This window comes from Clostridium sp. YIM B02569 (assembly GCF_022320765.1).
GTDB classification, from domain to species: Bacteria; Bacillota; Clostridia; order Clostridiales; family Clostridiaceae; genus Clostridium; species Clostridium beijerinckii.
The window spans coordinates 12,588-24,949 of record NZ_JAKJJX010000036.1 but is presented as its reverse complement, the minus strand read 5'-3'; the positions used below and the strand labels follow the sequence as shown (position 1 = coordinate 24,949).

Genomic DNA, 12,362 nt, shown 5'->3' with positions numbered 1-12,362 from the left:
TATTTTATTACTTGTAGTATAATTGTATTAAGTATAAAATAATGGTAAATTTAAGTTGTTATATAATCATGGAGTTCGTATGATTAGAGGATGGTGGGACAAATGCAGGATTATGAGAAGCTGTATAAATCGCTAAAGATAGAATATGAAACATATCAGAAGTTTTCAGAACAACATATACAAGAACTAAATGAGAAAAACGTAAGACTAGAAAAGAGCATAGATTCTTTATCTAATATAATAGAAGTAAGTAAATATATAAATACATTTTTTAGCAGTGATAATTTAATATCTCTAATTAATGACATGATTCTTGGAATACTAGGAGTTACATATTCAACCATATTTATGATAGAAAATGGTGAGTTAATAGTTAAGGCAAGCAATATTGAGAATATGAATATAAATCTAACTTCTAAGGAGTTTGTGCATATAAACAAGGGCGAAGAATTCTTAGTTAATTCCAGAAAGCCTTTGAAGCAGACTGGAGAACATAAAATAGACATACATTCAATTATGGGATCGCCAATAAAGCTGAGAGAGAAATTTATTGGATATATAGTAGTAGAACATAATCTCTATAAATTTATGAACATAGAGCTTAAACTTTTCCTTAGATCAATTGCAAACCAGATTGCAATTGCAATAGAAAATTCTTTGCTATATAAAGAATTAGAAAAAATAAATCAAAGAGACCCTCTACTTGGAATATATAATAGGAAATACTTTTTTGAATTCTTAGAAAAGAAGGAGAATAGAAAATTAAACGATAAATTTGCCATAGTAATGATAGATATAGATGATTTTAAGAAGGTAAATGATACATATGGTCATCAATTTGGTGATAAGATTTTGGTTAACACAGCTAATATTATTAAGTGTGGAATAGACAAAAATGATATCTTCGCCAGATATGGAGGGGAAGAATTTATCCTATATATTTCGGATTTTACTAGTGAGGATAATGTATATAGCAAAATTGAAGCTATACGACGTACAATTGAAGGTAGTAAAATAAATTTTAACGGTAGAGATGAGTCTATAACAGCAAGTTTTGGAATTTCATTTTTCCCTTTAAATGGTACAGACTTAAATGAACTTATAAGTAAGGCTGATGATTTATTATATAAAGCTAAAAAAAGTGGTAAGAATAGAGTTCTGAGTGGAAATATATTTAAAATCTAATAATAATATTATAAAGCAAACTTATTTATATTAATAAGAATGCTTTTTTATTATTTAGGCTAATAATATTTTATAGTGGATAAGTAAAAAAATTATTATTAAATTAAAAAGTAGTTATTGGCTAAATTTATATTATCTTTAAAGCATCCGGTAAAATATTTTGTAACTTGTGGTATTTATTAATAAATATATAAGGAGGGTATATTATGGATAGTAAAAAGTTACTATCTTTGATAAAAAGAGAAGAAGGAACAAAGTTAGATTTTAAATTGAAACTAGAGCTTTTCTGTGAGACAGGTAAGAAAGAATTAACTAAAGATATATGTGCCATAGCTAATTCTAGTGGGGGAAGAGGATATATAATTGTTGGAGTTGAAGATAAAACAAAGAATATTATAGGCATACAAGAAAATGACATGTTTAAAGAAGAGCAGATACAGCAAATAATAACGACAAGATGTGAGCCTCCAATACCAATAGAAGTTGATTTTGTAGAGATTAAAAATAAGAAAATAGGCGTAATATCAATTTATGATGGGGGACAAAAGCCATATCAAGTTAGGGATAATGGAGCTTTTTATATAAGGAGAGGTTCTACTACAGATGTAATGAGAAAGCAAGAATTAATTGTATTATTTGAGGAAAATCTAAGCTTAACTATTGAAACATGCCCTCTTATAAAAAGTAGCATTGATATTTTAAATATGGAATTAGTTAATAGATATTTCAGTAAAAAAGGCATAGAAATTAATGAAGAAAATAAGAGATTTTTACTGTTAAGTGCAGGAATAGCCTTTGAACATAAAGAAGGCGCACCTCTTAAATGCACATATGGAGGATTGCTTGTATTTTCTGATAAGAATTATATATATATTCCTAACAATATGATAAAAATCATTAATAAGTTAGAAAAAGCTAATGGAGAATTGCACATAATTCAAGGAAATCTTTTATCTATGATAGATAATGCAGAAGAAAAAATAAAAGAGATATTACCAAAGAATTATCCAATGCAAGCAATAATTGAAGCAATAAAGAATGCAGTTCTATATAGAGAGTACTTTGATTTGAATAAAATAATCGAAATAATTATAGATAGGAATAAGATTATTATTTCAAGTCCTGGTGAGTTCATAGATGAAAATGTAAAAGGGCAAAGAACTAATTATAATAAAAGAAATATTTGGTTATATGAAAAACTAATTTCTTTAGATGAGAAAAGAAGATTTTTAAATAGCGGAAGAGGATTTGCAATTATTAAAAATTCTTTTAAAGGGAAAGGCAGAGTTAAATTTATTAATTCACGAGCAGAACATAGTTTCAAGGTGATATTGCCGGGCGTTGAAATTAAATGACATGGAGTTTAAATCTAAATAAGTGTATATAAAATATGAATTATTGCCAAAATTTAAGGTTGAGGATATACTATAATAAGTAATTCTAATATGAAATTTAGAATAATCTTACTTTATTAACCTGAAATGCAGTATAAGTTAAAAACTTAGGTAACAAAAAGTTATGATGAAAAGTTTAATAAATTCATGAAGCTAAAATATATTTTTTGAGAAATACGTATAGTTTTTATAATCTGGACTTGTAATCTGCAATTAGTTTATATTAACTTAAATAAGAAAATTTTAGGAGGTACTATATAATGGCAAATGTATTAGATGAGCTATTAGAGAGAGGATACATAAAACAATTTACACATGAAGAAGAAACAAGAAAATTATTGGAGAATGAAAAAATAACCTTCTATATAGGGTTTGATCCTACAGCAGATAGCTTACATGTAGGACACTTTATAGCAATGATGTTTATGGCTCATATGCAAAGAGCAGGACATAGACCGATAGCTTTAATTGGTGGTGGAACTGCTATGGTTGGAGATCCAAGTGGTAAAACTGACATGAGAAAAATGCTTACTAAAGAAGATATTCAGCATAATGTAGAGTCTATTAAGAAACAAATGGAGAGATTTATAGATTTTTCTGATGGTAAGGCAATATTAGCAAACAATGCTGATTGGCTTTTAAATCTTAATTATGTTGATTTCTTAAGAGAAGTAGGAGTGCACTTTTCTGTAAACAGAATGTTAACAGCAGAATGCTTTAAACAAAGATTAGAAAAAGGATTATCATTCTTAGAATTTAACTATATGTTAATGCAAGGATATGATTTTTATGAATTAAATCAAAAATATAACTGTAAAATGCAGCTTGGCGGAGATGATCAATGGTCTAATATGATAGCTGGAGTTGAACTTGTAAGAAGAAAAGCTCAAGGGGAAGCTATGGCTATGACTTGTACTTTACTTACAAATAGTCAAGGACAAAAAATGGGTAAGACTGTTGGAGGCGCGTTATGGTTAGATCCAGCAAAAACTTCACCATATGATTTTTATCAATATTGGAGAAATGTAGATGATGCAGATGTTGAAAAATGCTTGGCATTATTAACATTTTTACCAATGGATGAAGTGAGGAGATTAGGTGCGCTTGAAGGAGCTGAGATAAATGGAGCTAAGAAAGTTCTTGCGTATGAGATAACTAAACTTGTTCATGGAGAAGAAGAAGCTAAGAAGGCAGAAGAAGCTGCAACAGCATTATTTGCTGGTGGAGCTGATATGTCAAATGTTCCAACTGTTACTATAGCCAAAGAAGAAATTGGTTTACCTATATTAGATGTAATGGCAAGTACTAAAATTATTCCATCTAAAAAAGAAGGTAGAAGATTAATTGAGCAAGGTGGCTTGTCTATCAATGGAGTCAAAGTTGAGGAAGTTAATAGAATCTTAACTGAAGAAGACTTCCAAGATGGTGCTGTATTAATTAAAAGAGGAAAGAAAAACTATAATAAGATGGAAATTAAATAATTTTATTATATAAAATATGTTGTTAATTGAAGGTGTAAAGACTTTTAGTTAACAACTTTTTGTTTTTTTGAATACTAATAAAAGCTTTCAAATATTGTTGCCAAATAAGTATAAATCATATATATGGCAGTCTCATCTATAATACATACAAACATATTAATAATATTTTATGATGATGTATCGGCAAGTCAGATTAGTATTTATATTTTTTACGGGTATCATATGTTTGTACATAATAAATTATTATCTTGTAAATAATAAAAAATGAAAATTACTTGAATATAAGTAATTCTAATATTTAAACAAAGGAGAGATACAATTATGAAAAGTAAACTAGATAACAGAAAAGATAATGTAGATAGAATTCAATATAACATTGATAGAACCATCTTGAATTGCGAACTTGCAGATGAAATGATAGAAAAAACTGATGATCCTAAAATGCAAGAAACATTAAAAGAGAAGAATGATAGAAGAGAAGAAGCGCTTCGAGGCATGAGAGAAGAAATTAGAGATGAAGCATTGGATAAAGAAAGAGGATATAAGTAGAAGAAATAAGCATAAATTTAATAGCATTTAACAAAAAAATAAAGTATAAAGTATATTATTAATATATAGTATACCTTATTCAAATATATTAAGTTACTAGGTGTAAAATAAAAATCACTTGTGAATTATTTATAAGTCACAAGTGATTTTTATTTAAAAGCTTAATGAATATCCTAATTATATGAAAAAAAGTATTTGTTAATTTACATAGTTTCAGGTTATAATAGTAAGGTGATGAAAAGGTTTAAATTATATAGTAATTATTTCTTGTAACAATCCAATATACAGTATATAATATTATCGCCAACATATTTGTATTTTCTACAAAATTTTCATTAATGGCAGTAGCAATTAATATTTTTGAATTACTATAAAATTTAATTTTACAGGTCATATTGGAATATTGAAAATAAAATCTTAAGGGAGGAAAAAGTGTGAGCTATAAATTATTAATAATAAACCCAGGTTCTACGTCAACAAAAATATCTGTATTTGAGGATGAAAAGGAAGTATTTGGAGAAACTATAAGACATTCTTCAGAAGAAATAGGAAAATTTAGGCATATCTCTGATCAACAAAACTTTAGAACAGAAGTTATATTGAAGATATTGAAAGATAATAAAATAGATATAAAGGAATTAGATGCAGTAGTAGGCAGGGGGGGGCTTTTAAAACCAATCCTAAGTGGCACATATAATGTAAATGATAATATGTTAAATGATTTAAAAGAAAGTATTAAAGGAGAGCATGCATCTAATCTAGGTGCTATAATAGCAAATCAAATTTCGAAATCTATTGGTAAATCTGCATTCATAGTGGATCCAGTAGTAGTAGATGAAATGGAAGAAATAGCTAGATTGTCAGGTGTTCCAGAGCTTCCAAGGAAGAGTATTTTTCATGCGCTAAATCAAAAGGCAGTAGCTAAAAGATACGCTAAAGAAAACTCTAAAAATTATGAAGATGTAAATGTTATCGTAGCACACATGGGTGGTGGCGTTTCTGTAGGAGCACATAAAAAAGGAAAAATAGTGGATGTTAATAATGCACTTGATGGAGAAGGGGCTTTTTCACCAGAAAGAAGTGGTGGAGTTCCATCAGGCGATTTGGCTAGAATGTGTTTTAGCGGAAAATATACACTGGAAGAAATCTTAAAGAAAATAACAGGAAAAGGTGGCTTTGTAGCTTATCTTGACACAAACGATGCTAGGGTTGTAGAAAGTGCTGCACTAGATGGAGATCCAAAGGCTAAGATGGTACACGATGCTATGGGATATCAAGTTTCAAAGGAGATAGGTGCGGCAGCAACAGTACTTAACGGTAATGTTGACGCTATAATTTTAACTGGGGGAATGGCATATGGTAAGCCTATGGTCAATCTAATAAGAGAACGAGTAGGGTTTATAGCACCTATAGTGATCTATCCTGGTGAAGATGAAATGCTTGCTTTAGCACAAGGCGTAATTAGAGTACTTAACGGAGAAGAAGAAGTTAAAGAATATAACTAGATTATTAATTGAATTTAATAAGATAATGATAGAGGTGAGGGTTCTTTAAAAAGGAAGCTTCACCTTATTTTTTATAACCTTAAAATTTGCAAGTATAAATGATATAATGTTATATCGAATATGTGTGTACTCGGATAATATTATAATAGATTAATCATGCTGAATATCTAGATTGTAATTAATAACATTTTATTTTTTAGTTAACTTATGCTATGTTCATACGATAAGTATAATAGAGTGATCGGGAAAGTACGAATGAAATTAGTAGGGGAGAAGATAATATGCCAGGAATTTGGAATATAAATAATGGATATAATATAAATACAAAAAAAATTTCTAGCAAGTTAACTTTTGAAGTAGGGGAACGCTTTACAGGAAGAGTAGTTGCAAAGGGAGATGGAAAAGATATTACAGTCAAGTTATCAGATGGATGGCAATTTATTGCTGAGCTTGAGGGAAATATCAATTTGGATGATCTTAAGTTAGTTAAGTTCCAAGTAAACGGATTTGAAAATGGGAAGTTAAAATTAAAACTAGTAGAAGATTCTGTAGATGAAAAATCAAGTGGCGATGAAAGCTTTCAGGAAATAATCGATAAAGAAGGCCTTTCAAAGGATGATATTGATATTTTAAAACAGATGGTTAAGCGTAATCTTCCTCTAACTAGAGATAATATTAATTTAATTAAAGGATTAATTCAATTTAATGGAAAGGTAAGTTCCAATCCAAAAGAAATAGATGCATTTATTCAAACATATCTTCAAAGTAAAAATATATCTGGTAATAGTGAGGAAGGTCAAGCTGTTAAAGAGATGCTTACCAAGTTCCTGAATGAATTTAAGAATATGTCACAAGACGATATACTTACATTTATAGAAAATAACTTGGATTTTTCGGAAGAAAGTATAGATAGTTTTAACAAGTTATTTAAAGGAAATTCATCAATAGAGCAAATATTAAAAAAGATGAATGAGTCATTAAATTTTATAGAATCACCAAATAATAACTTTGAGACTGTAGTTAAAAATAAAACAATAGATAGAGAAATTGACCTGATGAAGAATACTACAGATGCAACTAAAGCAATAGCATCGAAGTTGTATAATGAGAATGATCCTTCAAATAGGAAAATAAATGTTCTGGATGTATTAAAAACATTAGCAGGAAGTGAAGATAGTGAATTAAATATGGCTCAAAAGTTTGCTGATAATGAGAAAAATAACTTGAATACTCAAAAAGTAAATCTTCCACCTTCGTTAGTTGAAAAATTAAATAATAAAGAAATAGTTGAGCTAATAAAGGAAACAATGGGTAATAGCATCACAACTGATAGTGAACCCAAGACACAAGCACAAAGTCTTATAGAATCATCAAATAAAAATAAATTAGAAATATTATTAAGTAATATTGAAGGCAGGGAAGTTAAACTTACTGATAGTGAATATAAAGAATTCAACAAATTATTGAATAATAGAATTGAAGGAAAAGATCACTATGAAGAAACAGTATCTAATGATAAAGGTGGAAATATACAGCCTAAGGAATTGTCAACATCATTTAAGGAAAACTTTGCTGATCTAAAAAATGAGGATTTACTATTAAGAAGTAATTTAGATAGCAAAGAAGCTATAAAAGCTGATATGAAATTCAAGATAGATGGAGTAAGGGATATAGTTAAGAACTTAATAGCGCATGTGGATTTAAAGGATGCAGGATATGAAAAAATAATGCATTTAATAAAAAATAATATAAATGATATTAAGGTATTCAATTCCATAAGCAATGAGTATTATTATTTAAATATTCCTATAAATGCAAATAGCCAAGAATATCCATGTAAACTAATAATAAAGGATAATAGAAAAGATGGTAAAAAAATAGATAAGACTAATGCTAAAATGGTTGTTAGTGTTAAAACAGCTAATTTAGGAGAGATCGATGGATATTTGACATTAAGAGATAACAGAATTGATGTAAATTTAAAATGTGAAAGTTATTTTGCATCTATTTTAAACAATAATAAATCTAAGTTAGCAGATGGGTTATCAACACTTGGGTTGTTTGTTAATATAAGTGTATCCATGAAGGAAAAGCCTGTGGACTTAGTAAGTTGTAGAAATTTCTTTAACGATTTAACTATTTCTGCTATCGATATTAAGGTATAATAATTAGTGTATTCATTTAAAATACGCAGTTAATGTGCAATAAAGGAGTCTTAATTATAATGCTTTTAGATCGTAAGGAATTTTAGCTTTAATTGTACATTTTAGCACTATTGAAAATATTGGTTAGGAGTGTACAGGAATATGAATCAGAGGAAGAAAGCCGCGGCATTAAAGTATGAATTTAATAGCGATGCACCAGTAGTTACAGCAGCTGGAATGGGGCATATTGCAGATAAAATAATAGAAAAAGCAACGCAAAACGAAGTACCAATAGTATACAATAAAGAGCTAACTGATTTATTGTGTAATGTAGATGTTGGAGATGAAATTCCTACGGAATTATATGAAGCAGTAGCTCATGTAATTGCTTTTCTTACTGATTTGGATAAGAAGAGATTATAGATAGAAGAAACACGGAAGGTGAGAAAATGGCACTTTATACTATTTCAGATTTACACTTAGGTTTTAATGTTGAAAAGCCAATGGACATTTTTGGAGATAAGTGGAAAGCGCATTCTGATAAAATAAAAGAAAACTGGCTTGAAAAAATAACTGAAAAAGATATGGTGCTTATAGCTGGAGATATATCTTGGTCTTTAAAAGAGACTGATAGTAAATATGATTTGGACTGGATAAATGAATTACCAGGCAAAAAGATTATAAGCAAAGGAAACCATGATTATTGGTGGGGGAGCATATCAAAATTAAATAAGATGTATGAAAATACTAAGTTTCTCCAAAATAATTTTTATACTTATGAAGATTATGCTATATGCGGGACTAGGGGATGGATGTGCCCTGGTGGGGATAAATATACTAGCAAGGATGAGAAAATATATACCAGAGAACAGATAAGGTTGAAACTTTCGTTAGATGCTGCGAAAAATAGTGGATTTGAAAAGATAATTGTTATGCTTCATTATCCTCCTACAAATGATAAATTTGAGGAATCTGAATTTACACGAATGATTAAAGAATACAAAGTAGAAAAAGTTATATATGGACATTTGCATGGTCCAATACTACTTGGGAAAGTATTAAATGGATATTTAGATGGAGTAGAATATATATTAACATCAGCAGATTATTTGAATTTTGATCCCAAAAAGATATTATGAAGCAGATAATATAGAATTGAAGTTTAATTCAACAAATATAAACAGAAAATTGTTGGAGTCTAAAATCAATCTAAATGATATTAATAATAAGCAATTAGGTAATTGTATTTATATATTATTATAAATATAACTGGAATAAGTAGGTTATATTTCTTTACATAATTATAATAAGATTTGGAGTGACGTTTTATGATTTATTCCTTAGAAAATAAAAAAATTAAAATTACTGCTAGTGAACATGGAGGCGAACTACACTCTATAACAGGCAAGAAGGAAGGCACTGAATATCTCTGGAATGGGAATCCGGAATATTGGAAATACCATGCACCACATTTATTTCCTATAATAGGGAAGCTAAAGGATTCTAAGTATAAAGTTGATGGAAAGGAATATGAATTACCATCTCATGGATTAGCAAGAATTTCTCAATTTACATTGCTAAGTCAAAGCAATGAATCTATTACTTTTGAGTTAAAGTTCTCAGATAAAAGTCTTGAAGTATATCCATATAAGTTTTCTTTCCAGGTTACTTATACTATTAAAGAAAATAGTGTAAAGGTAAGTTATAAAGTTATCAACTTGGATGATAAAAAAATCTATTTTTCAATTGGAGCTCATCCGGCATTTATGTGTCCAATTGAAAAAACAGAGATATTAGAGGATTATTATCTTAAGTTTAATGAGAGAGAGAATAGCTCAATTATGTGTTTTGATAAGAATACATATTTTACCCATGAAAAAAAAGATTATTTAACTAATAGTGATATTATTGAACTTAAAAAAGATATATTTAAAGATGATGCATTAGTATTTGATGATTTAAAATCAAATAAAATTACAATAAAATCAAAGAATCATAATAAGTCTTTAAGTGTGGAGTTTGATGGATTTCCTTACATGGGAATATGGGCTCCAGTTGATGGCGCTCCATTTGTATGTATAGAACCTTGGTTTGGTCATGCTGACTATGGCGATTTTAATGGAGACTTTAAGGATAAAGAAGGAATAATGTTCTTAGAAGAAGGAAAAGAATTTAACTGTAGCTATATAATTTCTATTGAAGAGTAAAAATTATAGTATAATTGAAATAATAAAAGCTATCTAATTGAAAATATTAGATAGCTTTCTATTGTTTATTAATAAATAAATTTTAAAATCTATGATAAATGTTCTATTGAATTGCTCATCTTTTTAATAGCATCTTCTTGGCTATTAAGATCTGTAATAATTTCTTTTGATAAAGATTCATGTTCTTTGAAAAGAACGCTTACGTTATCAATTGAATTAATAACAGTATCTTTTGCCTCAGAAGCAGTAGTCAAATTTTCTATGCAAGTGCTAATTTCTTCAGTGGCATCTTCTATAGAAGTTTTAATATCGGAAAAACTAGTTTTAGCTTCTTGTAGTGAGTTATGTTGAGTTGTTAATGCTGAATTACCAGAATTCATTGCATTAGAAGCTTTTAATATGTCTATTTTAATTTCTTCAAGTATACTAGTTATACTTTGAACAGCAAGTTTTGAGTTTTCTGCAAGTTTTCTAACTTCACCTGCGACAACAGAAAAGCCTTTACCAGCTTCACCAGCTCTTGCAGCCTCTATAGCTGCGTTTAATGATAGAAGATTCGTTTGGCTTGCGATTTGGCTTATAGAATCAGTTATACTGTTTACAGATTCAAGTTTTGATACTAAAGCATTTACTGTTGAAGTTGATATTGTGAAAGCGTCTTCAAGCTCATTTAGAGATGTATCTAAATTTCCTATTGTATTTAATCCTGTATCAGCCAATTTATCAGTATCCAACACTTTAATGTGAACATTAGTAATGTTAATTGCTAAGTCTTCCATATTAGCACGAAAACCTGATAAGATATTCTTAACATTACTTATTTCTCTGCTTTGAGCTTCAGCAGAAGATACTAATTCTGATGCAGTAGACGAAGCGTTTTTTATAGAACTATCAATTAAAACAGCTTTTTCTCTTAAATCATTGATGTTAGTTAAATTTTTTTGACTAGCGTTAGTATTATTTTCCCCACTGTTAGAAACATTTGATACAATAGTTTCTGTCATAGTAGTATTTTTATTATTGTTTTTGTTAAAAAATCCCATGTTATATTCCCCCTTGAAATGATAAATAAAAATATATTTTTATGTGTTGGCAGTTTTAATTAAATCTTTTCCAACGCGAGCCATCTCTTTAATTTTATAAGAAGAATTTGTATTAACAATAGTTTTAGAGTACCATTGTAATGCATCTTGATTATTTCCTAATCTTCGGTTTAATTCTCCCAAAAGATACATTAAAGAATCTCTTTGTAAGCCATATATAGGAAAAATCTCAGTCATATAAGCAGTGTTGAATCCTTCGAGAGCTTGCTTTAAAAACAAAGTTTCTTGAATATTATTATCCAATAATCTATTCAACCAAGCGATTTTTAGAGAAATCATACCTTTTGTACTATTTGGCAAATCAATAAGCATAGCATTTAATAAAGCCAATTTATAGCGCTCAATTGCTAATTTTTCATCTAAAATATGTGGATATTCTCTTGGTTTCCATTTTGGTGTTACGTTACTTAAAACAAGTTCTTTTTTATGTGATTTTAGTTTTTCAAAATCTGATCTCATTGCAGCGTAGCCGCATGAATTACATATTAATACATCATAAAAATACGGATTTACTACAGAGTATCTTATAAAGAAATCTGAATCCTTAGAAATAACTCGTGGTGACTTAGATTTAACTGTTTTAGCTTTAAAATGTGAATTACAAACAGGACAGACTATCTGTTTGTCAAAAAGATGATTTAATATACTCGTATCACTCATTTTCAGTCACCCCATTAAAAATGCAATCTAGAATAAAATTCTATATTATACATTGATTATAACATATTAAAAGCATTCATAAATAGTCTATGAATATTTTTTAAATAGTTTATTTATTATTAATTACACTTAAT

11 protein-coding genes are annotated in these 12,362 nt (G+C 28.5%); 9 read left to right on the top strand and 2 right to left on the bottom strand.

Annotation, left to right across the window (positions count from 1 at the left end; genetic code table 11):
- Window positions 1-102: 102 nt before the first annotated feature.
- The 9 genes from L3B96_RS24410 (at window position 103) to L3B96_RS24370 (ending at window position 10,465) form a co-directional block, all read left to right on the top strand.
- Complete coding sequence (locus tag L3B96_RS24410) at window positions 103-1,185, top strand: diguanylate cyclase (RefSeq protein ID WP_012060772.1); 1,083 nt, start codon at window positions 103-105, stop codon at window positions 1,183-1,185.
- Window positions 1,186-1,391: 206 nt separating this feature from the next.
- Window positions 1,392-2,540, top strand: a complete 1,149-nt coding sequence (locus tag L3B96_RS24405) for an RNA-binding domain-containing protein (RefSeq protein ID WP_238948809.1) — start codon at window positions 1,392-1,394, stop codon at window positions 2,538-2,540.
- 299 nt (window positions 2,541-2,839) lie between these two features.
- Window positions 2,840-4,060, top strand: a complete 1,221-nt coding sequence (gene tyrS, locus L3B96_RS24400; protein ID WP_238948808.1) for a tyrosine--tRNA ligase — start codon at window positions 2,840-2,842, stop codon at window positions 4,058-4,060.
- Window positions 4,061-4,381: 321 nt separating this feature from the next.
- On the top strand, window positions 4,382-4,609 hold the full coding sequence (gene tlp, locus L3B96_RS24395; RefSeq protein ID WP_238948807.1) for a small acid-soluble spore protein Tlp: 228 nt from the start codon (window positions 4,382-4,384) through the stop codon (window positions 4,607-4,609).
- A 434-nt stretch (window positions 4,610-5,043) separates the two neighbouring features.
- The gene (gene buk, locus L3B96_RS24390; protein WP_238948806.1) at window positions 5,044-6,114 is read left to right on the top strand and encodes a butyrate kinase; all 1,071 of its coding nucleotides are present in this window, start codon (window positions 5,044-5,046) and stop codon (window positions 6,112-6,114) included.
- 281 nt (window positions 6,115-6,395) lie between these two features.
- Window positions 6,396-8,279: a flagellar hook-length control protein FliK gene (locus L3B96_RS24385; RefSeq protein WP_238948805.1), complete on the top strand. Its 1,884-nt coding sequence runs from the start codon at window positions 6,396-6,398 to the stop codon at window positions 8,277-8,279.
- A 141-nt stretch (window positions 8,280-8,420) separates the two neighbouring features.
- Window positions 8,421-8,681 (top strand): EscU/YscU/HrcU family type III secretion system export apparatus switch protein, encoded by a 261-nt coding sequence (locus L3B96_RS24380; protein ID WP_012060762.1) that lies wholly within the window; start codon window positions 8,421-8,423, stop codon window positions 8,679-8,681.
- 26 nt (window positions 8,682-8,707) lie between these two features.
- Window positions 8,708-9,397 carry a metallophosphoesterase gene (locus L3B96_RS24375; protein WP_238948804.1) on the top strand — a complete coding sequence of 230 codons (690 nt, stop codon included), beginning with the start codon at window positions 8,708-8,710 and terminating at the stop codon, window positions 9,395-9,397.
- 189 nt (window positions 9,398-9,586) lie between these two features.
- Window positions 9,587-10,465, top strand: coding sequence for an aldose 1-epimerase family protein (locus L3B96_RS24370; RefSeq protein WP_238948803.1), 879 nt, complete (start codon window positions 9,587-9,589; stop codon window positions 10,463-10,465).
- Window positions 10,466-10,554: 89 nt separating this feature from the next.
- Here L3B96_RS24370 and L3B96_RS24365 read toward each other — a convergent pair whose 3' ends face one another.
- Together L3B96_RS24365 and L3B96_RS24360 are read right to left on the bottom strand one after the other, a co-directional pair.
- Window positions 10,555-11,508, bottom strand: a complete 954-nt coding sequence (locus L3B96_RS24365) for a methyl-accepting chemotaxis protein (protein ID WP_017211248.1) — start codon at window positions 11,506-11,508, stop codon at window positions 10,555-10,557.
- 39 nt (window positions 11,509-11,547) lie between these two features.
- Window positions 11,548-12,228, bottom strand: coding sequence for a DUF2225 domain-containing protein (locus tag L3B96_RS24360; protein WP_017211247.1), 681 nt, complete (start codon window positions 12,226-12,228; stop codon window positions 11,548-11,550).
- Between the last annotated feature and the right edge of the window lie 134 nt (window positions 12,229-12,362).

What these genes read in the sequence shown, in the direction of transcription:
- L3B96_RS24410 (WP_012060772.1), top strand. Translation starts at nt 103, where the DNA reads ATGCAGGATTATGAGAAGCTGTATAAATCGCTAAAGATAGAATATGAA.
- L3B96_RS24405 (WP_238948809.1), top strand. Translation starts at nt 1,392, where the DNA reads ATGGATAGTAAAAAGTTACTATCTTTGATAAAAAGAGAAGAAGGAACA.
- tyrS (WP_238948808.1), top strand. Translation starts at nt 2,840, where the DNA reads ATGGCAAATGTATTAGATGAGCTATTAGAGAGAGGATACATAAAACAA.
- tlp (WP_238948807.1), top strand. Translation starts at nt 4,382, where the DNA reads ATGAAAAGTAAACTAGATAACAGAAAAGATAATGTAGATAGAATTCAA.
- L3B96_RS24385 (WP_238948805.1), top strand. Translation starts at nt 6,396, where the DNA reads ATGCCAGGAATTTGGAATATAAATAATGGATATAATATAAATACAAAA.
- L3B96_RS24380 (WP_012060762.1), top strand. Translation starts at nt 8,421, where the DNA reads ATGAATCAGAGGAAGAAAGCCGCGGCATTAAAGTATGAATTTAATAGC.
- L3B96_RS24375 (WP_238948804.1), top strand. Translation starts at nt 8,708, where the DNA reads ATGGCACTTTATACTATTTCAGATTTACACTTAGGTTTTAATGTTGAA.
- L3B96_RS24370 (WP_238948803.1), top strand. Translation starts at nt 9,587, where the DNA reads ATGATTTATTCCTTAGAAAATAAAAAAATTAAAATTACTGCTAGTGAA.
- L3B96_RS24365 (WP_017211248.1), bottom strand. Translation starts at nt 11,508, where the DNA reads ATGGGATTTTTTAACAAAAACAATAATAAAAATACTACTATGACAGAA.
- L3B96_RS24360 (WP_017211247.1), bottom strand. Translation starts at nt 12,228, where the DNA reads ATGAGTGATACGAGTATATTAAATCATCTTTTTGACAAACAGATAGTC.